A 23114-nucleotide genomic window follows, 5' to 3' on the forward strand; every position below is an offset into this window, starting at 1 on the left:
ATGTGCTCCTCAGATATCTTGCCCGGTGGCTTCCGCAAGGAACCCGGCGGCCGCGTCCCGCAGCGTCTCCATGCCTGTGTGGCCCGGCAAAACCGTCCCCAACAGTCTGACGTCCTTCACAAGCAGCGGCGCGCCGTGCGCGAAAGCCTGCGGGTTGGGCAGGCGCGCATAGACCTCCATCCCGAAACTGCGGCCGCTGCTCGCCTTGATCAGTTCGGCGAGCGCCTTGCGTTCGATGCCCAGCGCCTCGCCTGCGGCGAGCGCCGCATGCGCCAGGCCCATGTTCGCCGCCATCAGCGCATTGTTGACGATCTTCGCGCGTTGCCCGGAGCCGACGGGGCCAAGATGGACGAGGGCGCCGGCATAGCTTTCGAACACTGGCTTCGCCTGCGCGAAAGCGTCCGCGCTGCCGCCGCACATCACTGTCAGCGTTCCTGCCGCCGCGGCCGGCCCGCCGCCGCTCACCGGCGCATCGAGAAAATCGATGCCGCGCGCGGCGCAGCGCCTTGCCAGCGCCTCGCAGCTCTCGGGGAGGATGGTGGAATGGACCACCAGAAGGCTACCGGGCTTCATCGCGGGGATCAGTTCATCACAAATCGCCGCCACGCCCGCATCATCCACCACGCAAACGCCCACCAGATCGCAGACCCGCCCCAACTCCGCGACCGATCCGGCAGCGGTGGCGCCAATCGCGACAAAGGTCTCGAGCGCTTCTGGCCGCCGAGCCCACAGTACGAGCGGATAGCCCGCTGCGGCGATCCGTTCTGCCATCGGACCACCCTGGCTGCCGAGGCCGATGAAACCGATCCTGGCGGATTTCGAAAGGGTTTTGGCCGGTGTGTCGTTCATCGGATCATCCTGCCGTCATTCCAGCGTCAAGATTGACACAGGCGCCGTGGAAACCGCGGCCGGCGTCGGATGCCAGCAGCAGGATCATGTCCGCCACATCGTCGACTTCGACCGTGCCGCGTAACCCTGAAAACCGCTTGATGAGCTCGAAGTCGCAGTTTTCCGGCGGGCGAAAATTGGTGGCGATGTTCGTGATCATGCCGCCCGGCGCCACGGCGTTGATGCGGATCGGCTGCTTGACGAATTCCATCGCCATGGCCTTGGTCATGCCCACCAGACCCCATTTGCTGGCGCAATAGGCAGCGGCGTATGCCTCGCCGATGAAAGCCGCCGAGGAGGCGACGTTGACGATCGCGCCGTTGCTTTCCAGCAGGTGCGGGATCGCGGCCTGCGAAAGCAGGAAGGGGGCTGCGAGATTCACGTCCAGCGTGCGCTGGAACTGGTCCAGCGGCATCTGGGGCGTGTTCGCGAGATAGATCAGGCCCGCGACATTGCACAGCGCGTCCAGCCGCCCGAACCGGGCAATCGCGGCCGCGACGGCTTCTGCGCAGGCGGCCGGCTGCGACAGGTCTGCAGGATGGACCAGGACTTCGACGCCATCGTCCGTGAGCAGTGCCGCGGTTTCGGCGAGCCCGGCTTCGTTGAGATCGACGAGGCACAGGTTCGCACCGGCCTGGGCGAGCTTGCACGCGGTCGCCCGACCAAGGCCCGAGGCGGCACCCGTGACCAATGCGGTCTTCCCGGTCATGTCCGTTGCAATCGTCATATCGAAATCCTCATCCGTTCCATGGCAGTCCGGCGGCGATCTTTCTGGACATCTCGACGACCGCGCTCTGGATGACCGATGCCTTCGGCCAGCCGGCATGGATGCCGTATTGCAGGACGAATTCCTGCATCTCGTCGGGCTGGCAGTTGCCGCTCGCCATTGCCGCGTGGATGTGGCTCTTGATCGGGGTCTCGGCACAGGATTCGCACACGCCCACCAGCGTTATCCAGCGGCGCGCGCGCTGATCCAGTCCCGGCCGGCACCACATCTCTCCAAACACGAAATTCCGGATCGCCTCGAGATAGGGCGATGCGGGCGGGCCGCCGGAAAAGGTCATGGTGTTGATGAATTCCTGCGCGCCTTGTTCGCTGCGTACCTCCGGATCCCATGCCTCGGCCCGGATCGGGGGGCATTCGGCCGCGGGCAGGCCGATTGCGGCAGACACGCGCGTGACCGCGCTTTCCAGTTCGGCGCCCTTGGTCCAGCCGCCATAAACGGCGAGGTGCAGCGCCGCCTCGCGGAGTTCGGCAAGGCTGAGTTCGCCGCTCGTGAGAGCCCCATGCACATATCGATCAAGGTGGTCGGCGGAGCCGTTGGCGACTGCTGCGCCAGCCATCGCAATGAGAAACCTCGCGCGCCGGTCCAGCCCCGGCCGTGCCCAGACCTCGGCGAAAATGAAATCGCGCCAGCTTTCCTCATAGGGTGTCGCGGGCCTCGGCAGGGCAGCGCCGGTGACCTCGGCGGCAATGGCATTGCCGCGCGCGGCGCGCTCAGCGGGATCAAGCAGGGGCATCGTCACATAGTCTCCCGGAGTCTCGACGGGGTCGTCGGTGGAGGTGCTGCTCAGGCCTGGAGATTGACCCAGACGTTCCTGACCTGCTGGAATTCGCGCAGGCCTTCGATCCCGCCGAGGCGGCCATGGCCCGAATGCTTCATGCCGCCGAACGGAACGCATGGGGTCATGGCTTCGCCCGCGCCGTTGACCTGAACCTGCCCGGCCTGCATCTGCCCGGCGACCCGGTGGGCGCGCGCGAGACTGGTCGTGTGGACATAGGCGCCGAGGCCGTAATCGCTGTCATTGGCGAGCGCGATCGCCTCTTCCTCGCTGTCGAAGGGGGTGACGACGAGTACCGGGCCGAAGACCTCGGTGCGCGCGATCTCGCTGGCGGGATCGACATCTGCAAGGACCGTGATCGGCAGGAAATAACCGTCGCCCAGCTCACCGCCCAACCTCCCTCCGCCAGCCAGCACGCGCCCGCCTGCGGCGACGCCGCGATCGATCAGCCCCGAGATGCGGGTGAGGGACGCTTCGGAGATGACCGGCCCCATGATGGTATCCATCGCATAGGGATCGCCGACCTTGATATGCCCGGCCATCGCGGCGAGCATTTGGAGATAGGGTTCGTAGACCGCGCGATCGACGAGGAGGCGCGTGCCGTTGACGCAGCCCTGGCCGTTGGCGCTGACGGCGCCCGAAAGACCGCGCCTGGCGGCGGCCTGGAGGTCCGCGTCGGCGAACACCAGCACCGCCGACTTGCCGCCGAGTTCGAGCCCGACGGGCTTGAGCATCTGTGCGGCATTGGCGAGGATCTTCTTCGCCGTCGTGCCGCTGCCGATGAACTCGATCTTGCCGATCCCCGGGTGCGAAACCATGGCTTCGCCAACCTCGGCGCCGCCCGTCACGAGATTGACCACACCGGGCGGAAATCCGGCCTGCCGGATCAGTTCGACCAGACGCATCACGCTATAGGGGGCGAGGTCGGGCGCCTTGATCACGATGCAATTGCCCGCTGCCAGTGCCGGGGCCAGCACCATGGTCGCGGCGAACAGCGGCCCGTTCCACGGAACGATCACGCCAACCACGCCATAAGGTTCGTAGGACACATAGTCATGCGCGGCCCCGCCCCAGGTGGGAACCGTGCGACCCTCGATCTTGTCCGCCCAGCCGCCATAATAGCGGAACTTCTGCGCCGCATCGGCGGACATGTGGGGTCCGGCGAGAATGATCGAGCCGTTTTCAGCCGTGAGGAGCGGCGACATCTCCTGCGCCTGTTCTTCGAGGACAGCGGCGAGCCTGAACATCAGATCGCGACGTTTGTCGCCGGGCAGAGCGCGCCATGCCGGGAACGCTGCGTGCGCTGCTTCAACCGCGCGATCGACATCGGCCGGGCTCGCCATGCGCATCTCACGCGTGACCGTACCTGTGCCCGGATAGATATGGGCGAGGGTGTCCCCGCTGCCCTGCTCCTCGAGCGCATCGCCCACGATGAGCGGATAACGCGGCAGCGCATCCAGATCGGGCTGGTGAAAAGTCATTGCCATCCGTCTCCTGTGCATGTCGGGTGCGCCCGTCACGGCGTTCGCCCGAATCTCATTCTCAACGCGGAAGCAGAATAATATGCATATTTATGGCAAGTCAATCGTGGATAATTGGCATGTTTGCCATTTTGATGGAGAAATATATGCTAAGAATTATACGATGCGAAGTGCGGGAGGGCAGGCGTGACGGGTAGCGGGGTGCAGCGGCGGAACCTGGTCGGCGCGACGGCGGATCGCCTGCGCGACATGGTATTTGCGACCGAGCCGGACAGTCTGGTCGGCTCGCTCCAGGATCTGGCAAAGACGCTGGACGTTGGCATTGTCACGCTCCAGCAGGCGGCGAGGGTGCTGGAGCATGAGGGGCTGCTCGAGGCGCGCCGGGGTCCGGGAGGAGGCTATTATGGCACGCGGCCCGATTCCGCCGCGCTCGAGCGTTCGATCGCGGCATATCTCCGCTCCAATCCCACGTCCTTCGAGGAAGCGCTGAACATCACCTCCTTGTTGTTCAATGAACTAGTCCCGGCTGCGGCCGGTTGCACCGACACCGCCCTCAGGGCCGAGCTGGCGCTACTTTCCCAACGACTTGGAGGCTGCACCAGCGCCAGCGATTACGGCAGTTTTGAAAGCGACTTTCAGGATCTGCTTTTCAGAATGGTCGATCAGCCGCTGTTCAAACTGCTCACCGTGGTGACATTGCAGGTGGGGGTGACCAAGGCGGGCCGGTTGTTGCGTGGTGGCGAAAAGGCGGTTGCGGACTGGCGGGCGGGCCGCCAGCGGATCATCTCGGCAATCCTGCAGGGAGACTCCGAGCTTGCCCGGTTCGAGGCGGATCGCAGCAACCGCCGCGTCGTGCTGCGTGGTCTCGATGAAGCCGGGCAAGATGGCGTGTGAGAGTGTAGTCGGCGGGAGGCCTCGGCATGTCGCCGGATATATTGAACTGGCCTTGCGCAACGGCCGGTGGCCGGAACGCCTGCCGGGGCGATCATGGGTTCTGCCGTAGATAGACGTTGAGCAGATCATCTTCGGAATTCAGCCGAAGGCAGGGTGGCGGGCGGCGCGGCCACGCAAGCCGCGCGCAGGATCATGGTTGATAGATCCTCTGGTCGGGGATGATGACGCCGACATCCCTGGCATAGACATCCCAGGCAGCGACCAGATCAGCAAGGCGCTGCGGTTGTTCCGCGCTGAGGTCGCGCGTCTCGCCCGGGTCATCGGCGATATTGAAGAGCTGCCACGCCCCGGAGCCGATATCGGTGATTTTCCAGTCGCCTTGCCGCAGCGCGCGCGAGCCGAAAAGCTCGGTCCCGATGGCATCGCTGGCGGCATAGACGCGCTCCGACTTCCCCGTCAGCCAGGGCACCCAGCTCTTTCCGCGTATCGGTTCGACCGCGCGCCCGTTGAAATGCCCCTTGGGATCGGGAACCCCGGCAAGCTCGATGAAGGTCGGCACGACGTCCGCGACCGAAAGATAGGGCGTGCCGATACCGCCCTGACGCGCGAAACCCTTGTGGCTGATGAACGAAACCGCACGGGTGCCGCCCTCGGTCGCATAGGCCTTGTAGAGGCGCGAAGGCGCGGTGGCAGCCTGTGCCCAGCCGGGTCCATAGCCGATATAGGAGGTCGCGGTTCCGCGGTTGTCGAAGCGGTTGTCGGCGGCGTCGGCGCGCTGTTTGATGCCGACCATCTCGGTCTTGTTGATGTCGAGCGCCTCGGCGCCATTGTCGGCGAGGAAGAGGATGACCGTATTGTCATACTCGCCCGTCGCCTTGAGCACGTCGATGACGCGTCCGACATTGCGGTCGAGCCGGTCGACCATCGCGGCGTAGATTTCCATGTCACGCGAGGCGGTGCGCTTTTCTTCGGCGGAAAGCGCGTTCCAGCCACCGTTCTTGAGCACGGGTGGATGCGCGGCCTTCGATGCGTCGATCAGCCCGAGCTCGGCCTGGCGCTTGAGCCGCTGCGCGCGTAGCACTTCGAAGCCCGCATCATAGCGGCCGCGATATTTGGCGATGTCTTCGGCGGGCGCCTGCAAGGGCCAATGCGGCGCGGTGAAGGCGAGATAGGCGAAGAAGGGCTTGTTGCCGTCGGCGCTCGCCCTGGTCGTCCGGATCTGGTCGACGAGCTTGGTTGCGAATGTGTCCGAGGAATAGAAATTGTCGGGCAGCTTGGCGAGCGTCCGGCCATTTTCGCGATAGGTCGAACCCGTCAGCGGATCATTGGACGTCCCGAGGCCGAAATGGTTGTGACCGCCCTGGAGCAGCGTGAAACTGTGCTGGAAACCGCGCGCGCTGGGATCTTGCGCAGGCGTCAGGCCGAGATGCCATTTGCCCGAATAGAGCGTGCGATAGCCGCCCGAGACGAGCAGTTCAGCAAGCGTCGCCACCTCGGGTCGCAAATAGCCTTCGAAGCCCGGCTTGCCCTTCTGGTTGGGCGCGATCAGCTCGGCCATGGTGCCGAGCCCGGCCTTGTGATTGTCGGTGCCCGAAAGCAGCATCGAACGCGTGGGCGAGCAGGTCGGCGCGGTGTGAAAGCCGGTCAGCCGCACACCCTGCCGCGCGATCGCGTCGAGGTTGGGCGTGTCGATCTCGCCGCCAAAGGCACCGAGGTCCGAATAGCCGAGATCGTCGGCCACGATGATGAGGAAATTCGGGCGCCTGGGTGTTTCGGCGGCGGCGGGCACGGTGCAGGCGGCAATGGTGGAAAGCGCAAACAGCAATCGGCGCATCAGATCGTCCTTCGAAAAAAGGGGCCGCGTCCACGGGGGATGAAACGCGGCCCAGGCAATCCCCGGGAGAGAGAGGGACTCCCGGTTATTCGGCGGCCTCGAGCGCCACGGTGGGCTCAGGCTTGATCACGCGGCTGCGGCTGCCGTCGACAGCGACCGGCACGTCGCCAGCGATCGTGGCGCGGCGCAGCGTGCGGCGCTGAAGCCCGAAATCGGCGATCGCGCGGTGCTGTGTGGAGCGGTTGTCCCAGATCGCGACGTCGCCCGCGCGCCAGCGCCAGCGCACCGTGTTTTCGGGTTTGGTGATGTGATCCTGGAGGATCGAGAAGAGCCGCTGCGAATCCGCGCCGTTGAAACCGACGAACTGTTTGACGAAATGGCCGAGGAGCAGCGCGCGCTCACCCGTTTCGGGATGGACGCGCACGACAGGGTGCTCGGTTTCATAGACCGTCGAGGCGAAGACGCTGCGGTGCTGCTCGAGCTGCTTGCGGCTCGCGCCCGAGAAGGTCGCCGCATAGTCATAGGCGTTGGTGTGCAGCGCCCAGAGGCCGTCGACGAGCGTCTTCAAACTGTTGGGCAGTTCCTGATAGGCCGTGACGCCATTGGCCCAGAGCGTATCGCCACCTGCTTGCGGAATGGTGATGGCGCGCAGGATCGAGGCTTCGGGATAGGCATCGACAAAGGTGACATCGGTGTGCCAGCTCGACGCCGCATAGCCTTCCTTCGAATCGAGCTCGAGCAGATATTTGCTGCCCGGAACGACGGGAACGGTGGGGTGCGCGACGGGTTTGCCGAAGCGTTCGGCAAAGGCTTCCTGCCTGGCGTCGTCGAGCTCGACCTGATCGCGAAAGAAGATCACCTTGTGGCGCACGAGCGCCGCGCGGATCGCGGCGATCGTCGCATCGTCGAGATCCCCCGAAAGCGCGATGCCGCGGATCTCCGCGCCGATGCGGCCGGCTACGGGAACAATGTCGAGCGGGTTTTCGGTTTCGCGGGCGTTGATGAAGTCATGTGTAAGCACGGTCATGGCAATGTCTCCTTTGTGTCGGGTTTCAGATGTCGAGATCGGGGCCCAGCGGCCGGTCGCCGATGATCGTCACGCGCTCCATGTGGCGCGGTTCGTTATAGTCGGGCACGGCGTAGTGCTGGGTCGCGCGGTTGTCCCAGAAGGCTATGGAGCCCGGGCGCCAGCTCCAGCGGACCTGGAATTCCGGACGCTTCACCTGATCGAAGAGCTTCGCCAGCAGGGCGTCGCTCTCTGCCGGATCGAGCCCGACGATGCGCCGCGTGAAGACCGAATTGACATAGAGCACCTTCTCGCCGGTCTCGGGATGGATGCGGACGACCGGGTGTTCCACCGGCGGGTACTGGCTGAGCAGCGCCTGCTTCTTCTCCTCGGTGTCGAGGAACTGGATGAAGACGCTAGGATCGTGGATCGCGGTCAAACCGTCGATCCGTTGCTTGATCTCGTCGTCGAGCGTTTCATATGCCGCGACCGCATTGGCGAAGACGGTATCGCCGCCTAGCGAGGGCGACACATGCGCGCGCAGGATCGAGGCGGCCGACGGCGCCTCGCGGAAGGTGGTGTCGGCGTGCCAGTTGCTGTCGGTCGTCTGGCGATATTTGCCGACAAAATCGCGCGAGATCAGCGGCAGGATCTCGGGGTAGTCGGGATGCGAGAAGACGGGATGGACCTCGAGATCGCCAAAGGCCGCGCCAAAAGCGATATGCTGTTCACGCGTGATGTTCTGGTCGCGGAAGAAGAGCACGCGGTAGCGCAGCAGTGCGGCCTGCAGCGCGGCAAGACGCGGCTCATCCAGCGGCTCCGCCAGGTCGATGCCCGTGATCAGCGCGCCCAGACTGGGCTGGAGCGGCGTGATGTCGAACAGGCTGTCGTCGATCTCGAAATTGCGTTGGTGGATGGTCATGGCAACTACTCCTTTCATTCGGCGGGGATGAGGCCGTGCTCGCGCGCGTCGAGCGCGCGGCGGATTTCGGCGTGGCGGTTCTGGTCGAGCGGGAAACCGTGGATGAGCCAGGCCGAGCCTGCGTGCGCGATGGCGGGGCCGAGCGCGAAGACGAGCAGCAGACCCGTCAGTGCCTCAGGCGTATTGGCGCCATTGGGATTGAAGCCGAGCCAGGCGACGAGCGGGAGCGCAACGCCGACGGCCGCGGCCATCGCCGCTTTGCTTGTGAGGCTGAACACAGAGAAGAACAGCGCCGTGCGGTCGACGCCCGTGTCGAGCCGGTGTTTGTCGGCGACGTCGGCGACGATCGCGCGCAGCATCAGATTGCCCGAGCCCTGCGCGAGACCCTGCGCCACGGTGAGCGCGAGCAGCAGCGCGAAATTGTGAGGAGCGACGAGCAACAGCGCGAGATTGATCGCGACCTGGACGAGTTCTCCCAGCACCGCGGTGCGATGCTTGCCCAGCGTTAGCGCGATCCGCATCCAGATCGGCCCCGCGGCGATACCGAAGACGAACTGGAGCAGGAACAGTCCGCTCGCCCATTCGGGTCGGCCCATATAGCTCGTCACGAAGAAGACGATCAGCGTGCTGCGTACGAGCTGGCCGAAGGTCACCGCAAAGTCTGAACCGATGACGCGCAGGAGAAGCTTCTCGCGTGCGATGAGCGCGACGGCCTGCCGGAAGGGCAGCCGCGCGACGGGGACGGCGGGGGCGGGCGTCTCGGGAAAGGCGCGCAGCACGAGAGCGAGCGTGACGACAAGCGAGATCAGCACCACGCCGCCCATCGCGGCAAGCTTCAACGGAGCGTCGCCGGGGCGAAGCTGGTCGATGATCGTCGGCAGCATGAGAACAAGCAGCAGCGCCGATGATCCCGCGACGGTGCCATAGGTCGCGATGCGCGTGCGCTCGTGATAGCGCCCTGAAATCTCGCCGCTCCAGGCGAGCCACGGGATCTGCATCATCGACCAGCCGAGGTAGAAGAGGAACAGCGTAATCCCGAGCGAGACTGCGCTGACCCCGCCCCATGGGAAGAACAGTGCAACCGCCGCAATTCCATAGAGCGCAGCACCGGCGACGATCCAGGGTCGGCGGCGCCCGAAACGGCTGCGCGTACGATCGCTCAACAGGCCGATCAGCGGATCCGTCGCCGCGCCCCAGAGTCGCTCGAACAGGAATAACAGCCCGAGCGTGGCCAGTGGTATCCCATAGTGCTGCGCGTAGATCGCCGGGACGTGGACCCCCAGCGGCATCTGCGCCGCATAAATCGGAACTGCGAAGGAGGAGAAGGCAGCGAGGCGCCAGCCATCCAGCCTTTCGCCGTCAGCCGTCGCGTCGGCCGCCGGGGTGGAAGAGGCACGTCCAAGGGGAAGCACGGTCGCCATCGTTCACCTCACAATTTGGTCCGGAGGGTGACGCCCACGGTGCGCGGCTCGCCGACCAGTGCGGTGACGGCGCCGGTGTTGGCCGGGCTGAGCGTCAGGAAATAATTCTCGTCGGTCAGGTTGCGGGCCCAAACCGCGAGATCCCACTGATCGTCGTCCGAACGGATGCCGAAGCGGACGTTGAGCAGGCCATATCCCGCGATCTGCGCGTAGCGCGAGTTGGTCGCCGATGTGTTGAAGGACGAGCGGTGCGAGAAATCGCCATGCCCATACACCTCGACCCCCTGACCGCCCCATTCGCCGACGGGCTGGGCGAGATCTGCACCGAGCGTATAGGTGAATTTCGGGGAGCCCGAGAGTTGCTCGCCCGTCAGGTCCTGAATACCGCCCAGGTTGAGATTCTCCTGTGCCTGGGGCGCGTTGCGATAGTCGCGATAGGTGGCGTCGGTATAGGAGGCAGAAGCGTTGAAGCTCACCAACTCGGTCGGTGCATAGACCAGATCGGCCTCGAACCCGCGCGAACGCACCTTGGGAATATTCGCGATATATTGCCGGAAGTTCACGGTGTTCTGGACCTGCTCGGTGATCGCGGTCTGATAGTCGCTGACCTCGGTCCAGAAGCCGGCGAGGTTGAAGGTGAGCGTGCGATCGAGCCACTGGCTCTTCAGCCCGACCTCGAAATTGTCGATCTCTTCGGGGCGGATATCGGGTTCGATACCCGGCGGCAGCGCGGAGAGGTTGAGGCCGCCCGATTTGCTGCCACGCGAATAGGTGCTGTAGACCAGCGCGTCCTGCGCCACCCGGTAGGACAGGCTGATCAGTCCCGAGAGACTGTCGTCGCTGAAGCTCGTCGAGAAGCTGGTGACCGGGTTGAACTGGTTGCGGATCGCGAGTGCTGCTGCGGCCTGGGCGGCGGGCAAGGTCGACAGGTCGATGCCTGCGACATGGAATTGCTCGAACGCGCCCGACTTCTTCTCGTGCGTGAAGCGCAGGCCCGCCGTCAGCTTCAGCGCGTCGCTGATGTTCCAGTCGGCCTGGCCGAAGACCGCAAAGCTCTTGGTTTCGGGCGTCGAAGTGGAATTGGCCTCGAAGCCGTTGAGCGCCGCATTGCCGATGACCGCCGGCACCGTGGGCAGGTTCCAGTTTGCTGCCGCCGATCCATAGGCGGTGGCGCCATAACCGCGGACGATCTGCCAGAAATAATAGGCGCCGACGACATAATCGATCGTGTTGCTGCCCGTGGAAGCGAGCCGGAGTTCCTGGCTGAACTGCCGCTGACGATTGGCCTGCTGCGCCTTGGTGATGATCGGTAATGCGGTGGAATCGCCGTCATTGGCAGGGTTCCAGTCCCACCAGCGATAGGCGGTGATCGAGGTCAGCGCGAGCTTGCCGAAATCCCAGTCGACCTGCCCCGACAGGCCATAGCCTTCCATGTTGGACTGATAGTGCCCGTCGGCATCGCCCAGCCGCTCAAAGGGCGCGATGGGCAGCGGTGTGTACCCCGCCCGCGCCGCGCGATCGTGGAAATTGTTCGCGATCAGCGCGCCATTGTCATAGCGGTCGAATACGGTGGCGAAGACATTGAGCACATGGTTTTGCCGCTGCCGCGAAAAGTCGCCGATCAGGCGGATTGCGACATCGGCATCGGGCTTGATCAGCAACTGCGCGCGCGCGGTGAAGTTGTCGTAATCCTGCGCGTGCCGCTGCTTGGTGACGTTGTAGAGAAAGCCGTCGCGGTGCGTGTCGGCGATGCTCAGACGGAAGGCGACGCTGTCCCCCAATATGGGTGCAGAAGCCGATCCGCGTACCTGATGATAGCCATAGTCGCCGATCGTCGCCTCGCCCGAGAATTCGGGGTCGAAGCTCGGCAGGCGCGAGGTGATGTTGATCGCGCCCGAGGTCGTGTTCTTGCCGAACAGCGTGCCCTGCGGCCCGCGCAGCACCTCGATCTGCTGAAGGTCGACGAGATCGAACTGCGACTGGCCGACGCGGCCATAATAGACATTGTCGATATAGATGCCGACGCCATTCTCGAGCCCGTCATTGGTCAGCGCGACGTTGGAGCCGAGGCCGCGGATGTTGATGTTGGTGTTGCGCGGATTGAAGCTGAACACCTGCAGGCTGGGAACGAGCTGCTGGACCTGACCCAGCGTGAAATTGCCCGTCGCCTCGAGCGCGCCGGCGTCGACGACGCTGAGCGCGATCGGCACGTCCTGCGCGCTTTCCTCGCGGCGGCGGGCGGTGACGGTGATTTCGGCGATGTCGGCGGTATCGACTGCGGCATCGACAAGCACGGGCGCAGCCGGCGAGTCGACGTCATTGGCATGGGCAGCCGCATTGGCATGGGCAGCCGCGGGAAAGGCGAGCGCGGCGCCAAGCGCCAGAAGCGCGGTGGCAGCGGCGAAGGTGGCATGATGGCTTGTCGTTGATTTACGCATTATTTGGTTCACAGTCCCCCAAGGCCGGAAGCGCGCACGCCTCCGACGCCGCGCGCAGTGGCGCGCAGTCAAAATTGTCCTGAATTTCGGGACACGCGGGTGCATTGCCCGACCGCACGGATGCGGACATGGCGCTGCGAGTCACGCGTCAGCCGGAATCGTTCAGCCTGTCTTGAAAACGTGTCTTCGCATTCGTCACTTCCCCTTAAAATGGGGGGATCACGAAGCCGGGCGTCACGCTGCCCTGCATCGCGCTTTAGCCGTTGTTGACGCGGAGCAAGCTGCATCCCTTCAAAAGCCGCGGGCCAACCGGAGGCACATTTGCGCCCGAGCAGCTGGCCAAGCCGCTCGCTATCCGGTATGTTGACTTAAATGGTAGAGAATGAGTCGGTCAAGGGAAGATTTGCTTCGCGCCGACAAAGTTCAGATAGGGAAAGCCGAACTGCAAGCTGAGCGTGCGGTCGACCGGGTTGCCGAACTGATGCATTGTTCGAGGGCTGCACGCTATGCGCGGATGGCTGCCGCGCAAGTTGCGCACGCCGATCCGCGAGCCTGCCTGCAACGTCTGGTGGTTAGGACGGGCTTCGAGTGTCCGACTTTGTCGGCGGGTGCCGCCAGTGACGCGGCGAATATGGCGGGCGCCAGCCCCTGGCTGGCATTCCATGGCTGTGTTGTCGTAGCCGCTTCAGAAGCGCGCGATCACTGCGTCCAGATCCGCCTCGGCGGTTGTCGGAAAAACGATGTGCGCACGGGCGAGTGTGGACGCGACGCCGATTCCCACCGCGATCATGCCAGCGGCCAGGATCGCCTCGATTCCCGCTGCCGAATCCTCAAAGCCGATCGCATCGCCTGGAGCGACGCCGAGCGCCTCCGTGCAGGCGAGGAAGATGTCGGGCGCGGGCTTGGATGCCGCGACCGCGCCCGCGTCGGCTATGAAATCGAAGTCCGATGCGATCCCCAGCCGCGCAAGAAGCGTCGGCGCGTTACGGCTGGCGGAGGCGATCGCGGTCTTCATGCCCAGCGCGCGCGCGCGCGCGACGAGTGCGGCTGCGCCGGGGAGCAGGTCTGCGGGCGTCATCGCGGCGACGGCGTCGAGATAATAGCCGTTTTTTCGAGTTGCGATCGCGACCATTTCGGCTTCGGGCAAGGTGACATTGCCGAGCGCGAGAATGTGGCGCAGCGAGCCCATGCGATCGACACCCTTGAGCGCTTCATTGGCCTCGGCGTCGAACGGGATCGAAAGATCGTCGGCGATGCGTTTCCATGCCGCGAAATGTGCGACCGCGCTGTCGGCGAGTACGCCGTCGAGGTCGAAGACCGCTGCCCGGAAACGCGTCATGCCACCACCTCGCGAACAACGGGCTCCGCGCCGAGCATGAATTCATCGTCGCCATGCCACATGACAACCGCATCGCCCGAAACCAGAGTGTAGGTTACGCGATCGCCTTCGACCGACACTTCGATCGCGCGCCCGCGATAGCGGATGCGGAAGGCGTAGGCATGTAGTTCGGGCACAGCGATGGGTCTGAAACCGAGCTTGCCGTCCAACGTGCGCAGGCCGCCAAAGCCGATCGCAAGCGCGTTCCAGCTACCCGCGAGCGCGGCCATGTGGAGCCCGTGGTCGCTGTTGCCGAACAGGTCTTCCAGGTCGGTGAGCGTCGATACCCGCCAGTAGCGGAAGGCACGCGTCGCATCCCCCACTGAAGCCGCCGCGGCCGCGAAGGCGCTGGCGGACAGCGTCGAATCATGGACGGTGATGCCTTCATATTCGTCGAGCATCCGGCGGCGCATGTCCGTATCGAAGCAATCGCGCAGCAGGACGGTGGCGAGCACCGCGTCGGCCTGCTTGGCGACACGGTGACGATAGATGGCGAGCGGGTGGAAATGAAGAAGCAGCGGATACTGATCCGCGGGCGTTTCCTCGATCGGCCAGCGTGGCTTGGTGAAGAAGCTGTCGTCCTGCGCGTAGATGCCGCGTGCCTCGTCCATCGGTAGCAGCATCGAGTCCGCGGCGCGTCGCATCGCCTCCGCCTCGCCGGGGGCAAGCTGGTCGGCCGCCATATCGGCAGCGTAGCGCAGATGCTCGGCCGCCATCATGTTGGTGTAGAGGTTGTTGTCGACGAGCGCGGTATATTCGTCGGGGCCCGTGACGCCGTTGATGACGAAGGCATCGCCGCGCGCGGGATCGTGAAAGCCGAGATCGAGCCAGATCCGCGCAGTCTCCGCCAGCATCTCCGCCCCGCCTTCTGCCAGGATCGATGTGTCGCCGGTGGTCTCCACATAGAGTCTCAGCGCATAGCCGATGTCGGCGTTGATGTGATATTGCGCGGACCCCGCGGGGAAAAAGGCCGAACATTCGCGTCCTGCGATCGAGCGCCAAGGATAGAGCGCGCCGCGCGCGTGCCCAAGTGCGCGCGCATTTTCGCGCGCTGGCCCCAGCTTCGAGATGCGCCAGGCCAGCATCGCGCGCGCGATCTCCGGACGGGTATAGACGAAGACGGGGAGCACGTAGCTGTCCGCGTCCCAGAAGACATGGCCTTCATAGCCTTCGCCGGTCTGCCCCTTGGCGGCGATCGAACTCGCCCCGTCGCGCCCCACCGCCTGGACGAGCTGGAAAAGGCAATGCCGCACAGCTTGCTCGGCCTTGGGCGACGTCCGGAAATGCACCGCGGCATCCTCCCAGAACGCTCCAAGCCAAGTTGCCTGCTCGGCCACCAACGCATCGAACCCGGCATGTGCCGCCGCCTCGAGATCGCGCCGCGCCGCCGCGAGGAGCGAGGCCGGAGCCTCATCGCGCGCGGCGTGATAGGCAGCGAGGATCATGATCGTGCGGGTTTCGCCCGCCGTCAGAACAATCTCTTCGGACGCGCGCGTCACCAGGGCCGCGACACCAAAGCCACTTTGCTTCAGCCCATCGACGCGGCCTTCGATACCGTCCTGGTCGACGATCAATTGCGGCTGCCATGGGCTCTCAGCCATTTCGGGCGTCACGCGCGGATCGTAGATCGCGGGTGCTTCCTCCGATGCTGCGACAGGGGCTGCGGGATCGGAAACGCCGCCGCGCAGTGAAATACGTGCCTCCGAAGTCGCCGTGAACTCCAGTCGCGTCGCGACAATCGCGGTACGTGCAAAGGATATGAGACGCTCGCTGCGGATCGTGACACCGCCGATGTTCCACTGCAGGATGAGCAGGCCACCGCGCATGTCGAGCGTGGCCATGTCGGGGCCAGCGAGCGCAACACCGTCGATTGCAATGTCGAGGCGCGTGGCGTCGGCGACGGCGAGCCGCGTGTCGCTCTCCCGCGCATAGCCATAGGCGCCTTCGTGATAGTCGATGGGCACGCGTTCGAAGACGCCGTTCAGATAGACGCGCGGTGCGTTCGCCGACTCGCCGGGGCCGCGAACGCCGATGAAACCGTTGCCAAGGACGAAGATCGAGGGGAGGTGCGGCGCGTCCATCTGCGCGCCCTCAGCAGCCAGATGCCAGCTATCACCCGAAAAACGCATGGCTTCGAACGCCGCTTCGGGCAACCTTGCTCCCACGATCCATCCTTCTCCCTGGCCGTCCTACGCGTGCAGTGACGATTTGCTATGATATGCATTTCATAATAGATCGGGCGCGCGGCGCAAGCGCACAATCGATAAGGTGCGACGCGCGAAGGGAGGACGGATGACTGCGGCACGCCTGAAAATCGGCATTTTCCTGAGCTATGCGATCTTCGCGATCCTGCTCAACAGCGTCGGCACGGTGATCCTCCAGTCGATCGAATATTTCAGGATCGACAAGGTCACGGCGAGCACGCTGGAGGCGTTCAAGGATCTGCCGATCGCGATCACGAGCTTCCTGATTGCCTCGTTCCTACCGCGCATCGGCTATCGACGGGGCATGATCGTCGGGCTGGCGGTGGTGGGCGCCGCGTGCACCGCGATGCCGCTGATCAATGCCTTCTGGGGCACGCGGCTGCTGTTCTTCGCGATCGGGGTGAGCTTCGCGATCGTCAAGGTCGCGGTCTATTCCTCGGTTGGCCTGCTGACCGAGACGCGCAAGGAGCACGCCAGCCTGCTCAACGTCATCGAAGGCGTGTTCATGCTGGGCGTGCTCGGCGGCTACTGGATCTTTGCGGCGTTCATCGATCATGGCGATCCGTCCTCGCCGCGCTGGCTCCAGGTCTATTGGGTACTCGCGGCGGCGTGCGCAGCGGCGATCGTGGTACTTGCGACAGCACGCTTCGACGAATCGCGCGCGCATGACGAAGTCGGCACGCATTCGCCCGCCAGCGATTTCGGCGCGATGCTGCGCCTCGCCGCACGGCCGCTGACGATCGTCTTCATCGTCTCGGTGTTCCTCTATGTCCTGATCGAACAGGGGATCGGCACGTGGCTGCCGACCTTCAACCGTCAACTGCTCGGGCTGTCTGCGCCGATGAGCGTGCAGGCCGCGTCGATCTTCGCGGTCGGGCTTGCCGTAGGGCGTCTGGGGGCCGGCGCGATCGTCCGGCGGACGGGCTGGTATCCGCTGCTCATCGCCTGCCTTGGCGCGATGGCGGTGCTGATTGTCGTGGCGCTGCCGCTGGCAAATGCGGCGAGCGGTGAAGCCGTGGACAGCTGGGCAGGGGCACCCGTCGCCGCCTTTGTCTTCCCGCTGATCGGGCTGTTCATGGCGCCCATATATCCCGCGATCAATTCGGCGATCCTGAGCGCGATGCCGCCCGCCAACCAGTCTTCGATGGTCGGCCTGATCGTCGTGTTCTCGGCGCTTGGCGGAACGACCGGATCGTTCATCATCGGCCGCGTCTTCGCGGCATTCGAGGGGGCGGGAGCATTCTACCTGCTGCTGATCCCGATCGCCGTCGTTGCAATTTCGATCACCGCGCTCAAGCGCCTGACCGATCGGGCGGCATGACCTCAGGTCTCGCGGACGATCAGCCGCGTCGGGAGCATCGCTGATTTGGCACGCCCGCCATCGATCTGCTGCATCAGCTTCTCGACGAGGATCGAGCCCGCAATGTGCGTTTCCTGCTCGATCGTGGTTATCGCGGGGGTGAAGTGCGCCGCGGGCGGGATATTGTTGTAGCCGACCAGCGCATAGTCGCGTGGCGCGACATGGCCCGCCTCGCGAAAGGCGCTGATCACCGCCATCGCCGCGGTGTCGGAGAAACAGAGCACGGCATCGGGACGCTCGTGCTCGGCGATCCACGCCCTGGCGGCGGCATGGGTGGAGGCATAGGCCATGTGCTCGACGCTGAGCTGGTCGATCGCGACCTCGGCGCCGGCCTTCGCAGCGGCGGCGCGCATGCCCTCATAGCGCAGGCGGATCTCGGCATGGCTGGTGTCGCCGACGAAAAGCCAGTGCCTTGCGCCGCGCTTGACGAAGCGCTCGCCCGCGAGCTGCCCACCGAGCCGGTTGTCGCTGCCCACCGCGCAATAGGCATTGGTGGGGCAGACCGCGCCCCAGACGACAAAGGGTGTGTCGGTGCGCGCCAGTTCGCCGAGCATCTTCTCGCGATTGCCCTGGCCCAGGAAGATGAAGCCGTCGGCTGCGCGCGAGCGAAGCAGGTCGATACAGGTGCGCGCATCGGTCACGCCGGCGGGGGAGAGCAGCACGTCCTGGTTGCGCACCGAAAGCGCCTCGGACACGCCGGCCAAAAGCTCGAAGATGAAGGGATCGGCGATACTGCCGCGGCCACGATGCGATCCGAAATCGAGCATCACCGCGATCGTGTCGGTCCGCAGCTGACGAAGCTTCTGCGCATTGCGATTGACCGCATAGCCATGCTCGCGCGCGACTTCGAGAACGCGGTCGCGGGTTTCTGCACTGACCAGCGCGCTGCCGTTGAGTACGCGCGAGACCGTCGGTTTCGAGACATTGGCGAGCCGCGCGATGTCGGCCATGTTGACCGCCATCGACCGGGACTGGCGGTCGGGGCCGCGCTTTCTGCCCTCGCTGCTGCCGCTATCAGCCATCGATCATCGCCCGGTCATTTTCATAGCTGTTGCATATCCGCTTCAGTGCCCGGGAAAAAGAGGCTTGCACCGCATTTCTGAAACAACATTCTTGAAATGCATTTCAGTCTCGCATAGCGTCGCCCTCAATCCGGTGCGCCGATCAACGGCGCCATCACGTTACAGGAGAGGATAAGATGCTTCCCCAATCCAGCCTTGTTGCCCGTCGTTCCGGCGCCGCGCTGATCGCATTGGCAGCCGCGCTTGCCGCGACGCCTGCCGCTTTTGCGCAGGATCCTGCGCCCCAGTCCCAGGCTGAAGAGCCGGCCACCGAGGGTGAGGAGATCATCGTCACCGGCACCGCGGGTGCGGGTACGCGCCGGCAGGACGCAGCCTTTGCCGTCACCACCGTCGACAGCGCGCTGATCGACCAGGTTTCGCCCGCGAGCACCGCCGACCTGTTCAAGGTCATTCCCGGCGTGTCGTCGGAAAGCTCGGGTGGCCAGAACGGCGCCAATATCTTCGTCCGCGGCTTCCCCTCGGGCGGCGACGCGCAGTTCGTGACGCTCCACACCGAGGGCGTCCCCTTCTTCCCGCCGCCGACGCTCTCCTTCCTCGAGAACAGCCAGCTCATCCGTGTCGACGAGACGCTCGATCGCGTCGAGGCGGTTCGCGGCGGCACGGGCGCGCTCTTTTCGTCGGGGCAGCCCGGTCTGACGATCAACTTCGTCCAGCGCGAGGGCAAGCAGGACTTCGAAGGGCTGCTCAAACTGTCGGGCACCGATTTCGGCGAGCTTCGCGCGGACGGCTATGTCTCGGGACCGATCGGGCCGAGCACGACCTTCATGGTCGGCGGCTACTACGCGGCCTCAGACGGTATCCGTGATGCGCAGTTCACCGCGGAGAAGGGCGGTCAGATCACCGCGAATGTGCGGCATGATTTCGACAAGGGCTCGCTGCTCGTGTTCGGCCGCTATCTCAACGATCGCGGCCAGTGGCTGCTGCCGATCCCGGTGATCCAGGACGGCAAGAAGATCAGCGGTTTCCCAGGCTTCGATGCAGGCACGGGCACCTTTGCGGGCAACGAGACGCGGCTTGGCGTGCTCAACGACGGGACCAGCGTCGACCTCGCCGACGGCCGCGGTGCAGACATCGTCAACCTCGGCGCAAATTTCGAATATGAGATCGCCGACGATTTCACGATCCGCAACAGGGCAAGCTGGCTGAAGGGCAGCGCCGATACGACCGGCATGGTCCCGGGTGGAACGACGCCGCAGACCGCCGCGGAATATGCAGCTTCGCGCGGCGGCACGATTTCGAGCCTGACCTTCACCAATGGCGGCGCGGCGGTGCCCGATGCGGCGAACCAGCTCGTCATTCCCGTCGGCATGTGGGTCGTCCGCAAGGATATCGAGGCGTTCGTCAACGACCTCGCGGTCGAATGGAAGACGGGCAACAACACCTTCACGATCGGCGCCTATTACACCGATTATTCGTCACGCGATCACTGGAACCTGGGCAACGCGCAGCTGCTCACCGCCGAGCCCAATGCGCGGCGGCTCGACATGACGATCATGAACACCGCGAGCGGCGCCTTGCAGCAGGTGACGCGCAACGGCTTTGCGGGCGGTTCGTTCTTCAACGTCAACGCGTCCTATGATGGTCGCGACGTCGCGATTTATGCGGTCGACGAATACCAGATCACGCCCGAGCTGCGCGTCGATGGTGGCCTCCGCTACCAGCATCATAGCGTCGACGGCACGCTCGAAAACAACACCTTTGGTGTCGATGCCGATGGCAATCCGGATACACTGTGGGATAACGGCACGGCCGTGCTCAACGGCACCTTCTCGACGATCCATTACCGCAACGGCGAACTCGCCTGGACGGTGGGTGCGAACTACGACTTCACGCGTGAATTCGGCGCCTTCGCGCGCTACAGCCGGGGCAACAGCTTCCCCTTCTTCGACAATCTGCGCGACGGTCTCGACCAGACGCAGAAGATCGACAGCTATGAACTGGGCTTCAAGGCATCCACCGACCTGTTCAACCTCTACCTCACGCTGTTCCGCAACGAGTTCGACGGACTGGCGACGACGCAGATCGTCAACGGCGCGCCGATCGCGGCGGTCGGCGGCGCGCGCACCAACGGCGTCGAGGTCGAAGGCGTGATCCGGCCGGTCGACGGCTTCCAGGTCGCCTTTTCGGGCACCTATCTCGACGGAAAATACGAAGATCTGTTTTCCAACAATGGCCAGATCGACAACACCGGCAACCAGGTGCAGCGTCAGCCCGAATGGCAGTGGCGCGTCACCCCGTCCTACACCGCCGAGTTTGGCGGCGGGATGAAGGCCAATATCTTCACGACGCTCGCCTATATCGGAGACCGCTTCTCGGACATCGAGAACCAGCAACTGCTTCCCAACTACTATAAATGGGATGCGGGTGTGTCGTTCGACCTGAACGAGCGGCTGCAATTCTCGGTGGTCGGCGACAACCTCACCGACGAGATCGGGCTGACCGAGGGCAATCCCCGCACGCTCGGTTCGCAGGGCGCAGGCGTGATCCTGGCGCGGCCGATCCTCGGGCGGTCCTTCCGCTTCAGCGTCGGCTACAAGTTCTGACCTGACGGTGCGACTGCGCATCGGATTGAGCAAAATGGCGGGCGCGATGCTTCTGGGCATCGCGCCCGTCGCGCTGACATCGGCATGGGCGACCGACCCGGGGCCGCTGGCGTTTCGCATCGACGAGGGGCGCAACATCAACGCCTTTGTGCGCGATGGCGCGACGGCGGCGCATCTCGTGCTGCGATCGGGTGCCGCGCCGCGGCTGCTCGTCGCTTTTCCGGCGGGAAACAGCGGAGTCGGCCTGTGGTTCGAACACGCCGACAAGCCGATTGAGTGGAAATTGTTAGCGCCCGCCGCGCCGCTTTCTATGCGCGATGCACGCGACCGGCCGCTCAACGGCGTTTCGGCGACGATCGAGGCGCGGGCCGATGCGTTGGTGGTTGACGAGGCCGTGCTGTCATCGGTGCGCGTGCTTCGCGATTTCGAACTCAGCCGCGCGCTGCCCGATGTGGTGAAGACCACGGCGACGGTGCAGGGCAACACGGTCATCTGGCAGCGCGACAGGCTGGATGGCGCCCCCGGCTATCGCCTCGAAATCACGCTCGAAAACGGCCGGATCGCGCGCGGCGCCGACGGACGATTGCGACTGGCCGCGGGCAACGACGGCGTGCTGCGCTTCGGCTTGCGCGCCTTGACTGGCGAGACGCCACTGACCCCGCTGGGCGGCGATGCGCTGCTGACCCCGGCCGCTGCCAATGACACGCGGGCGCGAGAAGTGCTCTCCTTCCTCAGCTACCGCGAGAAGTTCCTCGCGGGCTCGTGGCGCTTCGACACCTATTTCGGGCGCGACACGCTGATGTCGGTGCGGCTGCTGATGCCCGTGCTCCAGCCCGATGCGGTCGAAAGCGGGCTGGGCGCAGTGCTGGCGCGGCTCTCTCCGGAAGGCGAGGTGGCGCATGAGGAGGATATTGGCGAGTTCGCGCTGCTGCGTCGTCGGGCAGAAGGCGGCGCGGGCGGCGATACCCCGATCCATGACTATGGCATGATCGACGACGATTTCATGCTGGCCCCCGTCGCCGCGGCCTGGCTGCTCGACGATGCGCGTGGCCGCGCGCGCGCCGCCGCCTTTCTGGCACGACCGGGCGCGGGCGATGCGCTGGCGCGCAACCTGCTCTGGGTGGTGCGTCGTTCGGCGGCTTTTGCTGCCGATCCGCGCTTCGCCAATCTTGTGGCGATCAAGCCCGGGCGGCGCACCGGCCAGTGGCGCGACAGCGAGGAGGGGCTGGGGCGCGGGCGGTATCCCTATGACGTCAACGCGGTGTTCGCCCCCGCGGCGCTCGACGCGATCGCGCGGCTGAGCGCGAGCGGCCTGCTCGATCGCCATCTTTCCTCCCCGGACCGGACGCTGCTGGCGCGCGCGGGGGAGGCTGCGAGGGTCTGGCGCGAAAAGGCGCCGCCGCTTTTCGTGACGCGCGTCGAGCGCGCGCGCGCCGGGCAGGCGATCGGCGCTTATGCCGCAGAGATCGGCGTCGCGGCGGGTGCCGAGGGTAGCGGCGATGTCCGCTTCGACGCGCTGGCACTCGACGAAGCGGGCAGGGCGGTGCCGGTGATGCACAGCGACACGGGTTTCGCGCTGCTGTTCGGTGCGCCCGATGCCGACGCGATTGCGCGCGCGCTCGATGTCGTGCTGACGCGCTTCCCCGCAGGGCTCGAAACCGAGGCTGGGGTTGTGGTCGCCAATCCGGCCTATGCCGATGCCGGGGTCAGGCAGCGCTTCGGCAGGAGCGCCTATCACGGGACGGTGATCTGGTCATGGCAACAGGCGGTGCTGCTGGCGGGCGTGGAGCGGCAACTGGCGCGCAAGGACTTGCCCGAGGCGCTGCACGCCCGGCTCGAAGCGGCGCGGACAAAGCTGACGACGTTGATCGCGGCCCAGCGCGCGTGGCGTGCTTCCGAACTGTGGACATGGGCCTACGACAACGGCCGTTTCGTTCCCGCCGCATTCGGACAGGGAAGCGGCGACGAGGATGAGTCGAATGCGGCGCAGTTGTGGAGCACGGTCTTCCTGGCACTCGACGGAACCAATTGAGGCGTCGAGCACTTGGCCGTCGCTTCGCCTTCGCCGCCCCCGATGTTGTACCGAGCGCTGCTGGTCAGG

Annotated in this window: 16 protein-coding genes; 4 read left to right on the forward strand and 12 right to left on the reverse strand. The window is 65.1% G+C overall.

The features are described from left to right. Positions 1–9: 9 nt before the first annotated feature. From MKI88_RS04780 to MKI88_RS04795, 4 genes are read right to left on the reverse strand one after another with little or no spacing between them, the layout of a single operon-like run. The gene (locus tag MKI88_RS04780) at positions 10–849 is read right to left on the reverse strand and encodes an NAD(P)-dependent oxidoreductase (protein ID WP_241629819.1); all 840 of its coding nucleotides are present in this window, start codon (positions 847–849) and stop codon (positions 10–12) included. Positions 850–853: 4 nt separating this feature from the next. Beyond that, complete coding sequence (locus MKI88_RS04785) at positions 854–1579, reverse strand: SDR family NAD(P)-dependent oxidoreductase (RefSeq protein WP_241629820.1); 726 nt, start codon at positions 1577–1579, stop codon at positions 854–856. Positions 1580–1625: 46 nt separating this feature from the next. After that, positions 1626–2408, reverse strand: coding sequence for a carboxymuconolactone decarboxylase family protein (locus MKI88_RS04790; protein WP_241629908.1), 783 nt, complete (start codon positions 2406–2408; stop codon positions 1626–1628). Between the two features lie 50 nt (positions 2409–2458). After that, a complete protein-coding gene (locus tag MKI88_RS04795; RefSeq protein WP_241629821.1) occupies positions 2459–3937 on the reverse strand; it encodes an aldehyde dehydrogenase in 1479 nt (492 codons plus the stop codon). Positions 3938–4117: 180 nt separating this feature from the next. Here MKI88_RS04795 and MKI88_RS04800 point away from each other — a divergent pair, with 180 nt between their 5' ends. Then, a complete protein-coding gene (locus tag MKI88_RS04800; RefSeq protein WP_241629822.1) occupies positions 4118–4825 on the forward strand; it encodes a transcriptional regulator in 708 nt (235 codons plus the stop codon). Between the two features lie 190 nt (positions 4826–5015). Here MKI88_RS04800 and MKI88_RS04805 read toward each other — a convergent pair whose 3' ends face one another. From MKI88_RS04805 to MKI88_RS04835, 7 genes are all read right to left on the reverse strand, one after another. Then, positions 5016–6659 carry an arylsulfatase gene (locus MKI88_RS04805; protein ID WP_241629823.1) on the reverse strand — a complete coding sequence of 548 codons (1644 nt, stop codon included), beginning with the start codon at positions 6657–6659 and terminating at the stop codon, positions 5016–5018. A gap of 85 nt (positions 6660–6744) precedes the next feature. Next, entirely contained in the window at positions 6745–7686 is a 942-nt protein-coding gene (locus MKI88_RS04810; protein WP_241629824.1) for a TauD/TfdA family dioxygenase, read from the reverse strand. Between the two features lie 25 nt (positions 7687–7711). Beyond that, a complete protein-coding gene (locus tag MKI88_RS04815; RefSeq protein ID WP_241629825.1) occupies positions 7712–8587 on the reverse strand; it encodes a TauD/TfdA family dioxygenase in 876 nt (291 codons plus the stop codon). 14 nt (positions 8588–8601) lie between these two features. Continuing rightward, positions 8602–10008, reverse strand: coding sequence for an MFS transporter (locus tag MKI88_RS04820; protein ID WP_241629826.1), 1407 nt, complete (start codon positions 10006–10008; stop codon positions 8602–8604). 8 nt (positions 10009–10016) lie between these two features. Beyond that, entirely contained in the window at positions 10017–12446 is a 2430-nt protein-coding gene (locus MKI88_RS04825; RefSeq protein WP_241629827.1) for a TonB-dependent receptor, read from the reverse strand. 685 nt (positions 12447–13131) lie between these two features. Then, positions 13132–13785, reverse strand: coding sequence for a beta-phosphoglucomutase (gene pgmB / locus MKI88_RS04830; protein WP_241629828.1), 654 nt, complete (start codon positions 13783–13785; stop codon positions 13132–13134). After that, entirely contained in the window at positions 13782–15989 is a 2208-nt protein-coding gene (locus tag MKI88_RS04835; protein WP_241629829.1) for a glycoside hydrolase family 65 protein, read from the reverse strand. Before MKI88_RS04835 ends, pgmB begins: the two co-directional genes overlap by 4 nt. 127 nt (positions 15990–16116) lie before the next feature. Here MKI88_RS04835 and MKI88_RS04840 point away from each other — a divergent pair, with 127 nt between their 5' ends. Further along, positions 16117–17349, forward strand: a complete 1233-nt coding sequence (locus MKI88_RS04840; protein WP_241629830.1) for a sugar MFS transporter — start codon at positions 16117–16119, stop codon at positions 17347–17349. 2 nt (positions 17350–17351) lie between these two features. Here the strand turns inward: MKI88_RS04840 and MKI88_RS04845 are convergent, their stop codons facing one another. Then, positions 17352–18410, reverse strand: coding sequence for a LacI family DNA-binding transcriptional regulator (locus tag MKI88_RS04845; protein ID WP_241629831.1), 1059 nt, complete (start codon positions 18408–18410; stop codon positions 17352–17354). 176 nt (positions 18411–18586) lie between these two features. Between MKI88_RS04845 and MKI88_RS04850 the strand changes: the two genes are divergently transcribed. Continuing rightward, a complete protein-coding gene (locus MKI88_RS04850; protein ID WP_241629832.1) occupies positions 18587–21013 on the forward strand; it encodes a TonB-dependent siderophore receptor in 2427 nt (808 codons plus the stop codon). 34 nt (positions 21014–21047) lie between these two features. Continuing rightward, positions 21048–23045: a hypothetical protein gene (locus MKI88_RS04855; RefSeq protein ID WP_241629833.1), complete on the forward strand. Its 1998-nt coding sequence runs from the start codon at positions 21048–21050 to the stop codon at positions 23043–23045. Positions 23046–23114 lie beyond the last annotated feature (69 nt).

Origin of the sequence: Sphingomonas sp. LaA6.9 (genome assembly GCF_022601895.1) — a bacterium.
In the GTDB taxonomy this organism is placed as follows: domain Bacteria; phylum Pseudomonadota; class Alphaproteobacteria; order Sphingomonadales; family Sphingomonadaceae; genus Sphingobium_A.